We start from the raw sequence: 17,228 nt of genomic DNA on the forward strand, positions 1-17,228 counted from the left end.
GGCGTGGTCAGCGGGCCGGGGCCAGCGTGCGCTTCCTCGAGGCGTAGATGTCGTCGATCAGCCGGTAGGTCCTGGCCTGCTCGGCGGTGAAGATGCGATCCCGCTCGATGTCCTTCCTGATCTCCAGCACGCCGCGCCCGGTGTGCCGGGCCAGGATCTCCTCCTGCTGGTCGCGCATCCGCAGGATCTCCCTGGCGTGGATCTCCAGGTCGCTGCCCTGCCCGCGGCCGCCCTCGGCGTGCGGCTGGTGCAGCAGCACCCGGGCGTGCGGCAGCGCGGCCCGCTTGCCCGCCGTGCCGGCCGCCAGCAGCACCGCCGCCGCCGAGGCCGCCTCGCCGATGCAGACCGTGTGGATCTCGGGCCGGACGTACTGCATCGTGTCGTAGATCGCCGCCATCGCCGTGAACGAGCCGCCCGGCGAGTTGATGTAGAGGTTGATGTCCTGGTCGGGGTCGATCGACTCCAGCGTCAGCAACTGCGCCATCACGTCGTTGGCGACGGTGTCGTCGATCGGCGCCCCCAGGAAGATGACCCGGTCCTCGAACAGCTTGTTGTACGGGTTCATCTCCTTGATGCCGTAGGAGGTGCGCTCCGTGAACGAGGGCAGCACGTAACGCCCGCTCATGTCAGTTCATCCCTTCGGCGATGTGGTCGACGATCCCGTAGTCGAGCGCCTCCTGGGCGGTGAACCAGCGGTCGCGGTCGGAGTCGGCCTGGATGCGCTCCAGCGGCTGGCCCGTGTGGTGGGCGATGAGCTCGGCCATCCGGCGCTTGGTGTAGAGCATGTTCTCGGCCTGGATCTGGATGTCGGTGGCCGAGCCGCCGATGCCGCCGAGCGGCTGGTGCATGACGATCCGGGCGTTGGGCAGGGCGTAGCGCTTGCCCTTGGCGCCGGCCGTCAGCAGCAACTGGCCCATCGAGGCGGCGAACCCCATCGCCACCGTCTGCACGTCGCACGGAATGAACTGCATCATGTCGTAGAGCGCCATCCCCGCCTGCACGGACCCGCCCGGCGAATTGATGTAAAGCGTTATGTCGCGCCTGGGATCCTCGGCCGCCAGCAAAAGCAGCTCCCCGCAGAGCCGGTTGCAAATCTCGTCGTCGACCTCCTGGCCGAGGACGACGATGCGCTCTTTGAGCAGGCGATTGCTGAGCTGGTCAGGCCACGCGGCGCGCTGGGTCTCCGTCATGAGGGACGCCTTTCTGTGCGGGTATTCCACAAAAAAGCTAACGCTGATCGGCCGGAATTCCCGATGCTTTTCGCTGGGGGCGCATTTCTCTTAGGGCGCATTACTCCGAGAGCGAATTATCATCGACATACAATCGCGGATGTGAGAAGGAACCTGCCCCGCCGATGGGCGTGCCTCATCCTGGGGGGCGCGCTGCTGATGCCGTACATGATGGTCGGCGTGCTGATCTCGGGCCTGCTGCGGGGCGAGTCCGCCAACCTGATGCTGCCCGCCCAGCTCGGCGTGTTCGCGGCGGTGCTGCCCGTGGTGGCGGTGACCGGGCTGTTCCTGCCCGTGCGCGGGTTCGAGCTGAGCGCGGCGCAGGGCCTGCTCGGCGCGCACGTGGAGACCCCGCCCCGGCAGGCGGGGCGCTCGTGGCAGGAGCGGCGGCGCACCGCGGCGTGGTTCACGCTGCATCTGGCGATCGGGGGCGTGGTCAGCGGGTGCACGCTGGCGATCGTGCCGTTCACGCTGTTCACCCTGGTCCTGCCGTTCACGGGACGATCGGTGCCGGTGCTGGGGAACCTGGCCACGCCGGGGTGGAGCGCGGCGCTGTGGGCGGTGGGCGGGGTGGCGCTGATACCGGCCCTGGTGGCGGCGGCGCCGGAGCGGGCGCGCTGCTGGCCCGGCTGGCCCCCGTGCTGCTCGGCCCCACCCCCGCCGAGCGCCTGGCCGCCGCCGAGGAGCACGCCAGGACGCTGGCCGAGCGCAACCGGCTGGCCCGGGAGCTGCACGACTCGGTCGGGCACGCGCTCAGCGTCGTCACCCTGCAGGCCGCGGCGGCCGGCCGCGTCCTGGACCGCGACCCGGGCACGGCCAGGACCGCCCTGGCCGCCATCGAGCAGTCGGCCCGCGCCGCCCTGGAGGACCTCGACCACGTGCTCGGCGTGCTGCGCGACGGCGAGGATGGGGGCGAGGACGACCCCGGTGGCGGATCGGAGGGCCGGGGGCCGCAGGCGACGCTGGCCGATCTGGACGGGCTCGTCACCGCTTCCGGGGCGCGGGTGCGGCAGGAGGTGGGCGATCTGTCCTGGGTGCCGGCCGTGGTGTCGCGGGAGGCGTACCGGATCCTGCAGGAGGCCCTCACCAACGCGATCCGGCACGGCGGCGGCGACGTGCGCCTGAGCGCCGCCGTCCAGGGCGACGACCTGTGCCTGGAGGTCGTCAACCCCGCCCGAGGCGGTGACCGCCGTTTCGGGGCGGGCGGCCGGGGCGTGACCGGGATGCGGGAACGCGTCCGGCTCCTGCGCGGAGACCTGGAGGCCGGCCCCACCGACGCCGGCTGGCGGATCGCCGTGCGCCTGCCGCTACGGTCGAGCCCATGACACTCACAGTCGTGATCGCCGACGACGAGGCCCTCATCCGCGCGGGCCTGCGCGTCATCCTCGACGCCGAGCCCGGCCTGCGCGTCGTCGGCGAGGCGGCCGACGGCGCCGCGGTCATCCCCGTCGTACGCCGCGAGCGGCCCGACGTCGTGCTCATGGACGTCCGCATGCCCGCCCTCGACGGCATCCAGGCCACCGAACGCCTCCTCGCCCTCGACGACCCGCCCAAGGTCCTCGTGGTGACCACGTTCGAGAACGACGACCACGTCTACGACGCGCTGCGGGCCGGCGCCGGCGGGTTCCTGCTCAAGCGCACCAGGCCCGACGACCTCGTCCAGGCCGTACGGACGGTCGCGGCCGGCGAGTCGCTGCTGTTCCCCGCCGCGATCAGGACGCTGGCCGGCCGCCGGCCGCCCTCCCCCGGCCGCGTGCCGGGCATCGGGCGGCTCACCGGGCGCGAGGGCCACGTGCTGCGGCTGATGACCCGGGGCCTGTCCAACCACGAGATCGCCGCCGAGCTGGTCGTCAGCCAGGAGACCGTCAAGACGCACGTCGGCAACGTGCTGGCCAAGCTCCACGCCCGCGACCGCACCCAGGCCGTGATCGCCGCGTACGAGTCCGGGTTCGTCTCCCCCCGGGATTCCTGACCCGCAGGGAAGTGTGGCGGCCCGTCCAGGGGCGCGCGGCGCGCGTGCGGCCTATGTTGCCGGGGAGAGACCCCCACCGGCGAAGGAGTCGTACCGTGCGCATCACCGCGGCCCTGACCGAGACCCGAGGCGCCCCCTTCACGCTGACCCCGCTCGAGCTGGACGATCCCCGGCCGGGTGAGGTCGTCGTGCGGATGGTGAGCTCCGGCGTCTGTCACACCGACCTGATCATGCGCGACCAGTGGTACCCGGTGCCGCTGCCCGCCGTGCTCGGCCACGAGGGGGCGGGGGTCGTGGAGGCCGTCGGCGACGCGGTCCGGCATGTGGCGCCGGGCGACCACGTCGTGCTGACGTTCAACTCCTGCGGCGGCTGCCGCATGTGCGACCAGGGCCGTCCGGCGTACTGCGACGGGTTCTTCGGCTGCAACTTCGCGGGCGCGCGCCCTGACGGCACCTCACCCCTGCGGCGCGCGGAGGGCGGCGGTCGGGATGTCGTGCACGGCGTGTTCTTCGGTCAGTCGGCGTTCGCGACCCACGCGCTGGCCAGCGGGCGCAACGTCGTCAAGGTGGACGCCGACGCTCCCCTGGAGCTGCTCGGCCCGCTGGGCTGCGGCGTCCAGACCGGCGCGGGCGCCGTGCTGAACTCGCTGGATCCCCCGGCGGGCAGCAGCCTCGCGGTCTTCGGCGCCGGCTCGGTCGGCATCAGCGCGGTCATGGCGGCCGTCATCGCCGGCTGCTCCACGATCGTGGCCATCGACCTGAACGAGCGCCGCCTCGACCTGGCCAGGGAACTGGGCGCCACCCACGTGATCGACGCCGCCGCCGAGGATCCGGTGGAGCGGCTGCGCGACCTCACCGGCGGCCTCGGCCCCGGCTACACCCTGGAGACCACCGCGGTCCCGAGCGTGCTGCGGCAGGCGGTGGACACGCTCTGCAACGGCGGCACCTGCGGCGTGATCGGCGCCGCCGCCCTCGGCACCGAGGTCTCGCTCGACATGTCCACGCTGCTGTTCGGCCGGAGCGTGCGCGGCATCGTGGAGGGCGACAGCGTGCCACGCCGGTTCATCCCGCAGCTCGTCGAGTTCCACCGGCAGGGCCGCTTCCCGTTCGACAGGCTGATCAAGACGTACGCCTTCGAGGACATCAACCAGGCGGTGGAGGACTCCGAGAAGGGCACCACGCTCAAGCCGGTCCTGACCTTCGCCTGAGACCTCGGGTCATCCGATCTCACCGGGGTGTGACCGCGGGCACTGGCAGGCGGGAAAACGCTGTCCACGATGGGTGACCGGATCTCCTCGCACAAAGGAAGGTGATGTCGTGCGTCTGCTCGCCGGCTTGACGATGAGCGCGATACTGACCGCCGGGCTGCTGGCCGCCCCGCCCGCCATGGCCGCTCAGGCGGCGGTGAACTTCTCCGCGGACTCGGGCGACCGGTGCCGCCGCGGAGTCACGGAGGGCACGCTCGAACGGTACGACGGACCGGTGGTCCGGCCCCTCGTCAACGTCGAAGGGATCCTGTCCGACGAGGCCCTCCCGACCGTCTGCTTCCCCGACGACATGCACTCGACCGTCACCTTCAGCGGGTTCCGCGGGGCCGACCTCGTGGACTCCGAGGCGTACAAGGCGGACAACGAGCAGGTCAAGTTCGCCTTCGGGCTGTCCGACCCGACGGGGGTGCGGGCCATCGACCGGGTGGTCGTGCAGGTGTGCCGGTTCAGCAACTCGCCCGTCGGGATCAGCTACTGCGGCACGGCACAGGAGTACAAGATCCCCTAGGGATCGACGTCAGCGGGCCAGCCGCCCCAGCAGGGCCGAGGCCGCCGTGATGCCGAGCACGGCGGCCACGAGCAGCACCGCGAAGTCCAGCGGCAGGTTCGACGGGATGCCGAGCAGCAGCCCGCGCAGCGCGTCTACCTCGTAGCTGAGCGGGTTGACGGCGCTGACCGCCTGCAGCCAGCCGGGCATGGCCGTGGTCGGGTAGAGGGCGTTGGAGGCGAAGAACAGCGGCATGGTGATGGCCTGCCCGATGCCCATCAGCCGGTCGCGGGTGCGGACGATCCCGGCGATCGTCACCGACAGGCAGGCGAAGAACGCCGAGCCGAGCAGCACGGCCACGATCACCCCCGCCAGGCGCAGCGGGTTCGCGCTCATGCTCACGCCCAGCAGCGCCGCGATGACGACCACGACCACGGCCTGGATGATCGCCTTCACCCCGGCGGCGAACGCCTTGCCGGTGACCAGGGCGGCCCGCGGCGTCGGCGTGACCAGGAGCTTCGTCAGCACGCCCGAGTCGCGTTCCCAGATGATGTGGATGCCGTAGAAGATGGCGATGAACATGGTGGACTGGGCGATGATCCCGGGGGCCAGATAGTCCCGGTAGGGGATGCCGCCGGTCGGGATGACGTTGACGCGGGTGAAGGTCTCCCCGAAGATCAGCAGCCACAGGGCCGGCTGGACCGCGCGGGTGTAGAGCTCCGTACGGTCGTGGCGCAGTTTCTGCAGCTCCACCACGCACATCGCGACGACCCTGGCCGGGATCAGGCGCCACGCGGGCCGGGAGCGCGGCGGGACGAGCAGCAGCCCGAACGCGCCGTCAGCCGACGCGGGAGGCGGTGTTGCGGGTGCGGCGGACATCGCGGAACTCCCCTCCGTCGCCGGAACCGTTGCCGAGACCGCTTCCCGGGCCGTTTCCGGTACCGTTTCCAGTGCCGTTTCCGGGACCGTTGCCCAGGTCGCTGCCGGCGACGTCGCGGAAGACGTCCTCCAGCGTCGGGGCCGCGCCGTCGCCGCCGCGGCGGGCGCGCAGGTCGTCGGTGAGCCGGCGCGGCGTGCCGAGCGCGCGCACCTGGCCCTGATGCATCAGGGCGACGCGGTCGCAGTACTGGTCGGCCTCGTCCATGTAGTGCGTGGTGACCAGGACGGTCATGCCGCCGGCCGCGCGCAGCGCCATGATGTGCTCCCACACGCCGGTGCGGGCGATGGGATCGAGCCCGATCGTGGGCTCGTCGAGAATGAGCAGGCGTGGCGCGCTGACCAGCGCCTGGGCCAGCTCCAGGCGGCGCACCATGCCGCCGGAGTAGGTGTCCGCCATGCGGTCGGCGGCGTCGGCGAGCCCGACCGCCTCCAGCGCCTGGCCGACACGGGCGGCGCGCTCCCGCCGGGGCACGTCGAAGACGCGCGCGAAGAGCGAGACGTTCTCGCGGCCGGTCAGGCCCGCGTCCGCCGACAACTGCTGGGGCACGTAGCCGAGCAGGCGGCGCACCGCCATCCGGTCGGTGGCCACGTCGTGGCCGAAGACCCGGACCATGCCGGACGGGACCGGCAGCAGCGTGGTCACGCAGCGGATCGCGGTGGTCTTGCCCGCGCCGTTGGGGCCGAGCAGGCCGAACACCTCGCCCGCGCGGACGGTCAGGTCGAGCCCGTCGACGGCCTTGGAGCGGCCGAAGGAGTAGCGCAGGCCGGTGCACGTGAGCGCGTCACCCTTCTCCCCGGCGTCCGCTGTGTCTGTCATGTTCCCCATGTCCCCCTCCGGTGGCGTGTCGCCCGTCATGGCGTCGTCGCCTCCTCCCGCAGGCCGTCGGCCAGCCTGCGCAGCGCCGGCAGCGCGGCGGCCAGCGCCGCCCGGTCGTCTTCGCCGAGCCGCTCCACGTGCTCCCGTACGAGCGCCGCGCGACGCTCCTGCCAGGCCCGCAGCCGCGCCTCGGCCTCGGGGGTGGGCAGCAGCCGGGCCGAGCGGCGGTCGTCGCTGCGGGTCTCGCGGTGCAGCAGCCCGGCGGCGGTGAGCTGGTTGACCAGCGTGGACACCGAGTTGCCCGCCAGGTAGAGCTCCTTGGCCGCGGCCGAGACGCTGATGCCGGGATGGGCGGCGACCAGCCGCAGCAGCTCGACCTCGGCGCCGCGCAGCCGGGGCCCGGCCATCTCCTGGCGCAGCCTGCGCCGGATCAGCCGGTGGATCCCGGCCACGACACCGGCGAAGGCGTCGGGCAGGTCCTCGGTACTCATGTCTAAAATGTTAGCTCTGCTTACGAGGTAATGGGAAGTGTCCTGGTCAGTCCAGGTTCGGGGTGTGGGATCAGCCAGCGCCGAGGCAGAGGAAGGACCAGCCGGTGGCCGTCGCGACGGGGTCGCCGCCGCCGGTGGCGCGGCGGGCCCGGCACAGCGCGGCGGCCAGGCCCGCCCCCGCGCGCAGCTCGCGGTGCAGGGCGATCATGAGCGGGACGACCGCGACGTCGTTCACCGGTACGACGCTCGCCACCAGGCCCGTCGTGCCGAGCTGCATGAGGGAGGCGGCCAGGCCCAGCAACTCGTCCGCGCCCGCGGAGGAGGCCCGGCCGGAGTCGCAGCTCGACAGCACGACCTGCCGGGGCGCCTGGCGCAGGCGTTCGAGGTCGTAGACGGTCAGCGGGCCGTCGTCGACCCGCAGCGAGGACAGCAGCGGGCTGTCGGTACGGAAGTCGCCATGGGCCGCGATGTGCGCCAGCCGCGCCCCGTCCATCGCCTCCAGGACGCGCACGACGGTCGCGCTCCCGCCCCCGAGCACGACCGGCCCCCTCCCACCACCGGAGGCGGCGCCACCACGGACCTCGGCGACCCCACCGACCTCAGCGGTCTCAGCGACCCCATCGACCCCAGCAGCCCCACCGACCCCACCGGTGTGCTGGAGGGCTCGGAGTTCGCGGGCGATGTGGGTGACCTCGGCGCCCTCCGACCGCAGGCCGGGGCCGCGGATGAGCGCCACGCCGCTGCCCTCGGCCCGCGTCCCGCGCGCCCGCAGCCAGAACGCCGCCGACGGCGCCACGCTCACCACCCGGTCCCGCAGGGCGGGCAGCAGCCCCCAGGGCACGGCCTGGAGCCGGCCGGGTGGCACGATGACCACCTCCCGGTCGCCGAGCAGCCGCGCCGCGTCGGCGATCAGCAGCCGTTCGAGCGTCCGGCTCGCGGCGGCGAGCTGGCCGAAGAGCTGTTCGGGCGTCAGCCGCGAGCGCCCGTGCGCCAGCCGGGCCAGGGCGAACCTGATCAGGTCCACCTGCCGGCCCGCCTCCTCGGTACGGCCCGCCGTCACCATCCGCACGGGCCCGGCTCCCCCGCAGACCAGGACGTGCAGCTCACCGGCCACGTCCACGAGCTCCAGGAGCAGCCGCTCACCCAGCTCCTCGCGCAGCCGGGGCAGGTCGAAGGCGAACGGCACGACCCGGTCGCCGCCCTGGGCGCGCCGTGCCCGGTCCCTGGCCGCCCGCTCCAGGCGGAGCTGTTCGCGCCGCAGCGCGGCCGTCGGCAGCCCTCGGGCCTGGGCCTCCCCCAGACGGCTGTTGACCATGCGCATGGCGGCCAGGTCGGCCTGCAGGTCCTCGTCGTCGGGCGGGCGTACCGGGGGGATCAGCAGCGCGCCCGCCCGCCACCGCTCGCTCCAGGACAGCAGCAGCCGCGGCCGGTTCAGCCGCAGGGCGTGCCGCTGCGCCAGCCGGGCCAGCTCGGCGCCGTGCGCGGTGGCCTGCGCCCGCAGCTCCGACGACCCCAGCGTGGCCCGATGATCGTTGATCAGCTCCAGGCCGCGCCGGCACACCCGCATGAGACGGCGGTGGTCGCCGGCCGCCTCCGCCCGCAGCGCCTCGGCCAGCCAGCCCGCGGTGCGGGTGAGCGCCGGCCCCCGGTACCGTGCCCGGGCCGCGACGCCGAGGTGCTCCTCGGCCTCCTCCGTCCGGCCCAGCGCGAGCGCGATCTGCCCGGCCACCAGCCGGCTCAGCGGCAGCCGCGGCGACGACAGCGCGGCCAGGCCGTCCGCGCACCGGGCGGCGTCCCTGAGCAGGGTCTCGCTCGGCGGCCCCGCGGCGAACTGGGCCTGCGCCATCACCAGCCGGGCGTGCGCGCGCCACCAGGGCCGGCGTTGCCGCTCGAAGAGCTGGGCGGCGGCGCGGGCCCGGTCGAGCGCGGCCGGGGGCCGGCCGGCCGCCAGCGCGCACTCGGCCGCCGCCAGGAGCAGCTCGGCCCGCTTCAGCGGCGACCCGTGCGCGCGTTCCAGCCGGTCGATCATGGCGTCGGCCTCGCCCAGGGCCTCCTCGGCCAGCCCGGCCGCGAGCAGTGCCGCGCAGCGGTGGCCGCTCAGGGCCGGGTCGGCGGCGCCGAGCCGGGCGAAGCGCTCGGCGGCGGTGTCGAAGCAGGACAGGGCGGCGGGCAGGTCGCCGATGCGGTGCGCGAGCACCCCGCGGTGCACGATGGCGTCCACGGACTCCAGCTCCTGCCCGGTGCGGGAGAACAGCTCCTCGGCGCGGCGCAGGTCGGTGACCGCGGAGCGCACCGAGCCGAGCGCGAGCGCGCAGAACGCCCGTTCGGTCCGGGCCCTGGCCTCCCAGAGCAGGTCGCGTTCCAGGCGGAGCACGGCGATCGCGGTGTTCAGGTCGGGCAGGGCCGCGCGGTGCTCGCCGAGCGCGAGCAGCACGCCGCCGCGCCGCAGCAGGATGCGCCCGAGCAGCAGGCCCGTGGAGCGTCGCGCGGCGGCGTTGAGCGCCTCGCGGCCGGCGGCCGTGCGCCCGGCGAAGACGAGCGCCACACCGAGGGTGGCCAGCACGTCGTCCTCCCGCTCGGGCGACCCCGAGGCCCGAGCGAGACCCCTGGCGGCCCGAAGTTCCTCCACCGCGGCGTGGATGTCGCCGAATTCCCGCAGTACGATGCCGATCGCCTGCCGTGCGACCGACTCCTCCAGAGGCGGAAGACCCGCGGCCAGCAGGTCCCGCGCGCGGTCCAGCGCCTCGTAGGGACGGGAAAGCGCGAGGGAGAGCAGCTCAGTCGTCCCGGTTTCCGCCGGTTCGGCAGCCATGTGCATGACTTTCGAGGATCTCCGTACCGAGTGCAAGGCCCCGCTCGATGAAACCGATGGCAGGTCAGCTCGACGACGTGAAGGGATCACCATGGACGCCGTCTTCGCCGCGCAGTACCGCCTCCTGCAGAGAGCGTTCGCCAGGGAGCGCATCGAGATCAACGTCGCCCTCACCCACGACGGCACCGTCGACTACGTCTACCGGTCGCGCCGGCTGCTCACCAGGGACCGCGGCCGCAACGTGGAGCAGCTCAACGAACTGCTCCCCGGCATCACGCGCACGGACGAACCGGCCTACGGCGACCTCGTCGTCATGAACATCGAAGGCGTCGAGCGGGGCTCGCTCAGCGTCCCCCAGACGCTCGACCTGCTGGACGACCGGCTCGGCGACGACAACCCGGCCCGCCAGGGCGAGACCCCGCTGGCCACCCCCGACCACGTGGTGACCATCGCCAGGCTCTGCCCGGCCACCGAGCCCGAGGTGCCCATCGGCACCCCGGTTCAGCCGTGGCCCGCGCAGCTCCCGTCCGCCGCCCAGGTCGGCCCCGTCCTGATCGGGGTGGCCGACACCGGCAGGCTGGACGGTCCCCTGTCCGCCTGGCTGAGCGGGATCCAGGGCGACATCGACGCGCTGGGCCCGATCCTGCCCAGCGGCCTGGCGCGCATCCCGCCGTTCACGGGGCACGGGACGTTCGCCGCCGGCGTGGCCCGCTGCATGGCCCCGCAGGCCGACGTGTACGTGGCCGACCACTTCTCGCTGTCGGGCGGCGAGCTGGAGAGCGCCATCGTCGCCCGGCTCGACGACCTGATCCAGCAGCAGGGCCCGGCCGTGGTGAACCTGTCCGCGGGCACGTACACGCGCAACAACTGGACCTCGCTCGGTTTCGACGTCTTCAACGAGACGCATCCCGGGGTCGTGCTGGTCGCCGCCGCGGGCAACGACTCGACCGACCGCCCCTTCTACCCGGCGGCCTACCCGTGGGCCGTGTCCGTCGGCGCGCTGGGCCCGGATCAGGCGCACCGCGCCTGGTTCAGCAACTACGGCTCCTGGGTGGACGTCTACGCCCTGGGCGAAGGCATGGTCAACGCCTACGCGCACGGCGAGTACGTCTACCAGGAGCCCCCGAAGGCCCCCGCCGTACAGGTCTTCAAGGGAATGAGCAGGTGGGACGGCACCTCGTTCGCCGCTCCCCTGGTCGCCGGCATGATCGCCGGGCACCTGTCCGCGCACGGAGGGACCCCCGAGGAGGCCAAGAACGCCGTGCTGAGCCAGGCGACCCTCGTGCCGGGCGTCGGCCAGGCCCTTCTCCTCCAGCTATAAGCGCCCGCGCCACGTATCAACGCCCGCGTCACCCGCTCCGGAGGAGTGAGCACACCGACAATCGAGGGTGACGGACGATGACCAGTGGCAACGGAAACGGCAGTGACATCGACCGCCTGTTCACCATCCAGAAACCCCTGGGCCCCATCGCCGTCTCCGACTCGCAGAACACCCAGGTGCTGAAGGCCCTGTACGACACGCGCGTGCAGCTTCACCTGCGATCGGAGGACAACCCGCCGACGTTCATCGTCGGGCGCCGCGGCTCGGGCAAGACCGCGCTGCTGCTGTCGCGCGAGTTCCATCCCGAGAACCTGTCGGTGCGCCTCAGCGCGGACGACGCCTTCGCCGGGATGCAGGCGGTCACCCGGCAGATCGGCGCGTCGATGTTCCTGCCCGTCGAGGGCGTGGCCCGGCTGTGGAAGGCGCTGCTGTGGGCGCCCATCGCCACCCGGCTGGTCCTGTCGGAGCGGCGTCCGGAGGATCCCGGCCGCGCGTTCCAGATCCTGTGGCGGGAGACGGCCGAGCTGCGCCGCACCGCCGACGGATCGGCCGACCACGCCCTCGACTACGCCGCGCTCCGGCTGATCGAGCACATGGAGGACCGCGTCCGGATCGTCAGCCTGGAGAGCCTGCTCAACGGCTTCAAGCTGGCCGAACGGCCGTGGAACGACGTGATCGAGGCCGCCGCCGACATCCTGCGGGCGCGCGCCACCCCGGTCTTCGTGCTGATCGACTCGCTGGAGAACATCGGCGACCACATCCGCGACGACGAGAGCGAGCACACCAAGGACATCAGGCGGATCCTGCAGGGACTCTTCCACCTGGTCGGACAGGCCGGGTACTGGAGCGCGCAGTCTCCGGTGCGCATCCAGTGCTGCTTCCCGAGCGAGCTGTGGCCGGCCCTGAACCGGGTGTCCACCAACCCGCCCAAGGACTTCAGCGGCCGGCTGATGCTGCGCTGGCAGTGGCGCGACCTGCTCCGGGTGGTCGGCATGCGCCTGCGGATCTTCCTGGCCCGCCACTTCCCCGCGGAGCTGCGCGGCATGGGCCCCGACGAGCACGAGCGGCTGCTCGGACGCGTGCTCCCGTCGAGCCTGACCAACACCCGGGGCGTCCCCGAGAAGACGATCCCCTACATCCTGCGTCACACCCAGCTCCTGCCCCGCCAGGTGCTCTACATCTTCGGCGAGGCGCTGCACCAGGCGATCGTGGAGACCGGCCGGCCGCGCATCCGCGCCATGGACGTGGTCAGCGCGGTCGCCGAGGCGGAGGCCGTCCTGTGCCCCGAGGTCTTCTCGGCCCACAGCTTCCGCTATCCGCGGGCTCCCGACGTGACCCGGCGGATCATCCCCTACCTGCCCTTCCGCTTCGACGACGGGTTCCTGCACCAGATGTACAACCACGCGGGGATCAGGAAGAACTTCGACCTCAACTACGTCGAGATGCGCGAGATGCTGGCCGACCTGGGCATCCTCGGCCAGTACGCGGGCGAGACCGAGCACTACCTGCGGGCCGAGTTCGCCTACACCGTGGACCGGCAGATGACGCTGTCCCCGGACCGCGACTACTGCCTGCACCCCCTGTTCGTGCGCCACTACAGCTCCCCCGACGCGCTGCCCGGCGTCCACGGGATCAAGCCGGTCTACCCCTCGGGCGTCGAGGAGGTGTCACTGTGACGGCCCCGCCGCGCTCCTACTCGCGCTACCGCTACCTCCACGCCCCCGGCGACGTGGACGAGATCGGGATCGCCCTGGCGGGCGGCGGCGTCCGGGCCGCCTGCCTGGCGCTCGGCGCGCTCCAGGTCGCCGAGGAGTCGGGGGTGCTGGCCCGCGCCCGCTACGTGTCGGCGGTCTCCGGCGGCAGCTACATGGCGACCGCGTTCCTGTCCTCGCGGGCGTGGCTGCTGCGCAACCCCCTCGAGGAGCAGGCGACGCCGCCGTGGAGCCGCGGCTCCGCCGAGGAGGAGCACCTGCGCAGGAACCTGCGCTACCTCGGTGAGGACCTCTCCGACCTGTTCCTCGGCCTGACCCGCTACGTGCTCAGCCTGCTGGTCAACCTGGTGCCGTTCGTCACCGTGACCGTCCTGGTGGGCTGCCTGCTGGGCTCGCTCTACCGCAGCGTTCACGCGCTCGCGCCGGTGGACGACGCGCTGTCGGCGCATCTCACGGTGCAGCGCTGGACACTTGCGGCGGTCGTCGCGGTGGCCGGGGTGCTGCTCGAGAAGAGGTTCGGCCTGGCCGAGCGCCGGGCGCGGTGGGTGGTGCTCGCCGTGGTGGGCGTGCTGCTGCTGCCGGACGCCGTCGTCCTGGCCACGCACGTGCTGGACGCGCGCATGTTCGACGCCTCGTCCGGGGCGCGCCTGGCGATCTTCGCCGCGCTGCTGGCCGTCGTGGCGGCGGCGGTGATGCGCACGCAGTGGAGCTTCGCGATCAAGCCGGTCCGCCAGTTGCTGCTGCAGGTCCTGCGGGCGCTGTTCTCGATCTCCATGGTCGCCGCCCTGGTGCTGCCGCTGCTGCTGGCGGTCGGGCAGGCCAGCCAGCTTCCGTACGAGACGACGGCCGCGGTGGGCGGTGCCTCGGTGCTGATCCTGCTCGCCTTCCACGTCGCCGCGCACGCCAACCGCACCTCGCTGCACGACACCTACCTGCGCCGCCTCGACCGCGCCTACGTGGTGCGGGCGGCCGGCACCCGCGACGGCGAGGCGGGCCGCAGGCCCATCCGCCTGTCCCACGTGCCGCTCAAGGAGCTGCACGCGGCCGGGCTGCCCCGCCTCCTCGTCTGCGCCTCCGTCAACCTGCGCGCCAGCGAGTCCGCGGAAGGGGAGGGCTGCGCGTCGTTCGTCTTCTCCTCCGACTACGTCGGCAGCCCCGCGCTCGACCACGACCCGGCCGCCTTCACCGGCAGGCTCGACGCCGCCACGCTGGTGGCCGCCTCCGGCGCCGCCGTCGCTCCCAACATGGGCCGCTACACCGGCCGGGCCACCCGCATCGCCCTCGCGCTCATCAACCTGCGCCTGGGACGCTGGTTCCGCAACCCCTCGATCAAGCCCCGGGAGCACACCGGGCCGCAGCCGCTGCGGTGGCTGGCCGAGCACTGGCACCAGCCGGGCCCGCTGTCCACCTGGCGTGAGGCGCTCGGCGGCCTGTCGGCCAGGCACCGCTACCTGTTCGTCTCCGACGGCGGCCACTGGGACAACTCGGGCGTCGTCGAGCTGCTGCGCCGCCGCTGCCGTACGATCTTCGCCGTCGACGCCTCGGTTGACGAGTTCCGGCTCGGCAACGTGCTGCGGATGATCGCGCTGGCGCGGACCGAGCTGGGCGTCGAGTTCGAGGCCGACGGGCTGCTCCTGGAGGCGCACGACCCGGTCGTACGCATCAGGTTCACCTATCCGGACGACACCCCCGACAGCCCCGCCGGCTATCTGATCCTGCTGCGCACCCACATCACCCAGGACATGCCCAGCGACCTCGTCGCGCTGGCCACGGACCGCACCGGCTTCCCCCGCCACTCCACGCTCAACCAGTTCCTGCGCGCCCGCGACGTCGACGCCTACGTCACGCTCGGGCGCTGGCTCTTCCAGCACGGGCTGGCGGAGGCCGACCTGCTTCCCGCGCAGGCCCGTCCCGTAGGAGGATTGCAGAGCGCGGGACGGGCGTACTGATGGACCACCCGACGGGCTACCGGAACAGGACGAGTGACATGGCGACCTCACCGTGGGCCGACGACGATCGGCTCCTTGCCGCGCTCCAGGACGCCGCGCGAGCCGCCGCGGCGGTGCCGCCGGAGCTGACCGCGATCGGCAAGGCCGTCTACACCTGGCACGATCCCGACGCCGAGCTGGCGGCGCTGGTCTACGACTCCGCCTACGACCGTGACCTCGTGTCGGTCACCCGGGGCGGGCCGCGTACGCTGATCTTCGAGACCGGCGGTGAGCTCACGCTCGAGGCCGAGGTGGGCCCCGACGTGCTGGTGGGCCAGCTCGTGCCGCCGCTGCCCGGCACGGTCGAGCGTCAGCTCCCCGACGGCGACGTGGTGAAGGCGCCGATCGACGCGTTCGGCGGTTTCGCGCTGAGCCCTCCTCCGACGGGGACGTTCCGCCTGCGCTGCGTCTCCGGCGGGCAGATCCTCACGACCGCCTGGGTGCCGCCCGACCCCGCTCAGCCCTGATCGGGGCCGACGAACCCGACGAGGTAGGGGCTGCGCCGCAACCTGGCCAGGCACCGGGCCCGCTGCGGCCCGATCCCGCCGATCGGCACCCCCAGCTTCTCGCTGATCTGCGCGTACGACAGGGGCGCCTCGCTCAGGAAGCAGGCGAGCAGCGTCCGGCAGTATTCGGGCAGGTGGGCCAGGGCGCTGCGCAGCGCGAGGTCCCGCTGGGCCTGCTCCACCTCTTCGTGCACCACGGCGGAGTCGTCCTTGAGATCGACGTCGAGCACCAGCTCGGTGTCCTGCCTGCGGCGTGCGGCGCGGCTCTGGCGCAGGCATTCCCGCTGCGTGACCATCGCGATCCAGCCGGGCAGCGCCGCGGGCTCCCGGAGCTGCGCCAGGTGCTCGACCAGGCGTAACCAGACGGTCTGGGCCACGTCGAGCGCGTCGGCGTTGTTTAGGCGATAGCGCAGGCAGATGGACCACACCAGGGGCGAATATCGTTCGACGATGTCGTCCCAGGCGTCCTGCCCGCCCTCGCGGGCCTGGACGACCAGTGCCACGACCTGCGGATCGTCTCGCATGCCGCCTCCCAGGCGCGCCGTCACCCATCGTGTTCTCCGGCTGACACTCGGGTTCATGCTATGCGCGGGACCTCCCGGGAGGCGCCATCGTCTCACGGAAACGACGTCAGAGCCGGGTGCTCCAGGTTGCCGCCAGGGCGAGGAAGGCCGTGTTCTCCTCCGGCAGACCGATGGTGACGCGCACCCCCTCCCCCGGGAAGGCGCGCACGATCACGCCGTTGCCGAGGCAGTGGCCGGCGAACGCCGCGCTGTCCCGGCCGAGCGGCAGCCACACGAAGTTCGCCTGGGAGGGCGGCGGGTCGTAGCCGAGGGCCCGCAGGTCATGGGTGACGCGGTCGCGTTCACCGACCGTGAGCGCCACTCGCCGGGCGACCTCCTCGTGCTCCTGGAGCGCGGCGACGGCGGCCTCCTGGGCGAGGCCGCTGACGCTGAACGGGGTCTGCGTCTTGCGGACCTGGGCGATGATCCCGGGCGCCCCGACGCAGTAGCCGACCCGCAGCCCCGCCAGCGCGTACGCCTTGGAGAAGGTCCGCAGGACGACCACGTTCGGGCGGTCGCCGAACAGCGCGAGCGCGTCCGGCACGGCGGCCGGATCGGCGTACTCGTGGTAGGCCTCGTCGACGACGACCAGGACGTGCTCGGGCACCCGGTCGACGAAGGCGCGCAGGGCGCTCTCGCCGACGGACGTGGAGGTCGGGTTGTTGGGGTTGCAGACGAAGACCAGCCGGGTCCGCCCGGTCACGGCCGCCGCCATGGCCTCGAGGTCCTGGACGTGGCCGCGCAGCGGCACCTGGACGACGGCGCCGCCGGCCACGGTGGTCAGGATCGGGTACGCCTCGAACGAGCGCCACCCGAAGACGACCTCGCCACCCGGCCCCGCCACCGTGTGCAGGAGTTGCCCGCACACCTCGGAGGAGCCGGCGCCGACGGCGATGCGGTCCGGGCTGACGCCGTGCCGGGCGGCCAGGGCGTCGAGCAGGCGGCGGGCGCCCATGTCCGGGTAGCGGGACAGGCCGCCGGTCAGCTCGCCGAGCCGGGCGGCGACGCCGGGCAGCAGGCCGAAGGGGCACTCGTTGCTGGCCAGGACGACGGCGCCGGGCGCCTTGTGCCCCGGCACGTACGACTGGAGCTCGATCAGGGAGGGGCGCACGTGCACCACGGG

General features: G+C 72.9%; 16 protein-coding genes. 8 read left to right on the top strand and 8 right to left on the bottom strand.

Annotated elements, in window-relative coordinates:
- Positions 1-7 precede the first annotated feature (7 nt).
- Positions 8-625, bottom strand: a complete 618-nt coding sequence (locus AB0I15_RS53340; RefSeq protein WP_358114936.1) for an ATP-dependent Clp protease proteolytic subunit — start codon at positions 623-625, stop codon at positions 8-10.
- Position 626: 1 nt separating this feature from the next.
- Positions 627-1,190, bottom strand: a complete 564-nt coding sequence (locus AB0I15_RS53345; RefSeq protein ID WP_358114938.1) for an ATP-dependent Clp protease proteolytic subunit — start codon at positions 1,188-1,190, stop codon at positions 627-629.
- A gap of 593 nt (positions 1,191-1,783) precedes the next feature.
- Between AB0I15_RS53345 and AB0I15_RS53350 the strand changes: the two genes are divergently transcribed.
- The 4 genes from AB0I15_RS53350 to AB0I15_RS53365 all read left to right on the top strand — a co-directional run bounded on the left by AB0I15_RS53350 (position 1,784) and on the right by AB0I15_RS53365 (position 4,977).
- Positions 1,784-2,554 (top strand): histidine kinase, encoded by a 771-nt coding sequence (locus AB0I15_RS53350; RefSeq protein ID WP_358114941.1) that lies wholly within the window; start codon positions 1,784-1,786, stop codon positions 2,552-2,554.
- Positions 2,551-3,201, top strand: coding sequence for a response regulator transcription factor (locus AB0I15_RS53355; RefSeq protein ID WP_358114944.1), 651 nt, complete (start codon positions 2,551-2,553; stop codon positions 3,199-3,201). Before AB0I15_RS53350 ends, AB0I15_RS53355 begins: the two co-directional genes overlap by 4 nt.
- A 95-nt stretch (positions 3,202-3,296) precedes the next feature.
- On the top strand, positions 3,297-4,409 hold the full coding sequence (locus tag AB0I15_RS53360; RefSeq protein ID WP_358114947.1) for an NAD(P)-dependent alcohol dehydrogenase: 1,113 nt from the start codon (positions 3,297-3,299) through the stop codon (positions 4,407-4,409).
- A 109-nt stretch (positions 4,410-4,518) separates the two neighbouring features.
- Positions 4,519-4,977, top strand: a complete 459-nt coding sequence (locus AB0I15_RS53365; protein ID WP_358114950.1) for a hypothetical protein — start codon at positions 4,519-4,521, stop codon at positions 4,975-4,977.
- A 9-nt stretch (positions 4,978-4,986) separates the two neighbouring features.
- On the opposite strand, the gene AB0I15_RS53370 is transcribed toward AB0I15_RS53365, so the two are convergent.
- From AB0I15_RS53370 to AB0I15_RS53385, 4 genes are all read right to left on the bottom strand, one after another.
- Positions 4,987-5,835, bottom strand: coding sequence for an ABC transporter permease (locus tag AB0I15_RS53370; protein WP_358114953.1), 849 nt, complete (start codon positions 5,833-5,835; stop codon positions 4,987-4,989).
- Positions 5,795-6,712 carry an ATP-binding cassette domain-containing protein gene (locus tag AB0I15_RS53375; protein WP_358114956.1) on the bottom strand — a complete coding sequence of 306 codons (918 nt, stop codon included), beginning with the start codon at positions 6,710-6,712 and terminating at the stop codon, positions 5,795-5,797. The genes AB0I15_RS53370 and AB0I15_RS53375 overlap by 41 nt, the downstream gene beginning before the upstream one ends.
- A gap of 35 nt (positions 6,713-6,747) precedes the next feature.
- Positions 6,748-7,203, bottom strand: coding sequence for a MarR family transcriptional regulator (locus tag AB0I15_RS53380; RefSeq protein WP_358114959.1), 456 nt, complete (start codon positions 7,201-7,203; stop codon positions 6,748-6,750).
- A 70-nt stretch (positions 7,204-7,273) separates the two neighbouring features.
- Positions 7,274-10,015: a CHAT domain-containing protein gene (locus tag AB0I15_RS53385; RefSeq protein WP_358114962.1), complete on the bottom strand. Its 2,742-nt coding sequence runs from the start codon at positions 10,013-10,015 to the stop codon at positions 7,274-7,276.
- 91 nt (positions 10,016-10,106) lie between these two features.
- Here AB0I15_RS53385 and AB0I15_RS53390 point away from each other — a divergent pair, with 91 nt between their 5' ends.
- From AB0I15_RS53390 to AB0I15_RS53405, 4 genes are all read left to right on the top strand, one after another.
- Positions 10,107-11,336, top strand: coding sequence for a S8/S53 family peptidase (locus tag AB0I15_RS53390; protein WP_358114965.1), 1,230 nt, complete (start codon positions 10,107-10,109; stop codon positions 11,334-11,336).
- A gap of 77 nt (positions 11,337-11,413) precedes the next feature.
- Entirely contained in the window at positions 11,414-13,012 is a 1,599-nt protein-coding gene (locus AB0I15_RS53395; RefSeq protein ID WP_358114968.1) for a hypothetical protein, read from the top strand.
- Positions 13,009-14,997, top strand: a complete 1,989-nt coding sequence (locus AB0I15_RS53400; RefSeq protein ID WP_358114971.1) for a hypothetical protein — start codon at positions 13,009-13,011, stop codon at positions 14,995-14,997. The genes AB0I15_RS53395 and AB0I15_RS53400 overlap by 4 nt, the downstream gene beginning before the upstream one ends.
- A gap of 38 nt (positions 14,998-15,035) precedes the next feature.
- Positions 15,036-15,503 (top strand): hypothetical protein, encoded by a 468-nt coding sequence (locus AB0I15_RS53405; RefSeq protein ID WP_358114974.1) that lies wholly within the window; start codon positions 15,036-15,038, stop codon positions 15,501-15,503.
- Here the strand turns inward: AB0I15_RS53405 and AB0I15_RS53410 are convergent.
- Positions 15,494-16,066, bottom strand: a complete 573-nt coding sequence (locus AB0I15_RS53410; protein WP_358114977.1) for a sigma-70 family RNA polymerase sigma factor — start codon at positions 16,064-16,066, stop codon at positions 15,494-15,496. The two genes, AB0I15_RS53405 and AB0I15_RS53410, sit on opposite strands and share 10 nt — an antisense overlap.
- A gap of 106 nt (positions 16,067-16,172) precedes the next feature.
- Positions 16,173-17,225, bottom strand: a complete 1,053-nt coding sequence (gene hisC, locus AB0I15_RS53415; protein ID WP_358114980.1) for a histidinol-phosphate transaminase — start codon at positions 17,223-17,225, stop codon at positions 16,173-16,175.
- Between the last annotated feature and the right edge of the window lie 3 nt (positions 17,226-17,228).

Origin of the sequence: Nonomuraea sp. NPDC050643, from assembly GCF_040654715.1 — a bacterium.
In the GTDB taxonomy this organism is placed as follows: Bacteria; Actinomycetota; Actinomycetes; order Streptosporangiales; family Streptosporangiaceae; genus Nonomuraea.

Coding starts and splice junctions, on each gene's coding strand:
- AB0I15_RS53340 (WP_358114936.1), bottom strand. CDS start 625: ATGAGCGGGCGTTACGTGCTGCCCTCGTTCACGGAGCGCACCTCCTAC.
- AB0I15_RS53345 (WP_358114938.1), bottom strand. CDS start 1,190: ATGACGGAGACCCAGCGCGCCGCGTGGCCTGACCAGCTCAGCAATCGC.
- AB0I15_RS53355 (WP_358114944.1), top strand. CDS start 2,551: ATGACACTCACAGTCGTGATCGCCGACGACGAGGCCCTCATCCGCGCG.
- AB0I15_RS53370 (WP_358114953.1), bottom strand. CDS start 5,835: ATGTCCGCCGCACCCGCAACACCGCCTCCCGCGTCGGCTGACGGCGCG.
- AB0I15_RS53375 (WP_358114956.1), bottom strand. CDS start 6,712: ATGACAGACACAGCGGACGCCGGGGAGAAGGGTGACGCGCTCACGTGC.
- AB0I15_RS53380 (WP_358114959.1), bottom strand. CDS start 7,203: ATGAGTACCGAGGACCTGCCCGACGCCTTCGCCGGTGTCGTGGCCGGG.
- AB0I15_RS53385 (WP_358114962.1), bottom strand. CDS start 10,015: ATGGCTGCCGAACCGGCGGAAACCGGGACGACTGAGCTGCTCTCCCTC.
- AB0I15_RS53390 (WP_358114965.1), top strand. CDS start 10,107: ATGGACGCCGTCTTCGCCGCGCAGTACCGCCTCCTGCAGAGAGCGTTC.
- AB0I15_RS53395 (WP_358114968.1), top strand. CDS start 11,414: ATGACCAGTGGCAACGGAAACGGCAGTGACATCGACCGCCTGTTCACC.
- AB0I15_RS53405 (WP_358114974.1), top strand. CDS start 15,036: ATGGCGACCTCACCGTGGGCCGACGACGATCGGCTCCTTGCCGCGCTC.
- AB0I15_RS53410 (WP_358114977.1), bottom strand. CDS start 16,066: ATGCGAGACGATCCGCAGGTCGTGGCACTGGTCGTCCAGGCCCGCGAG.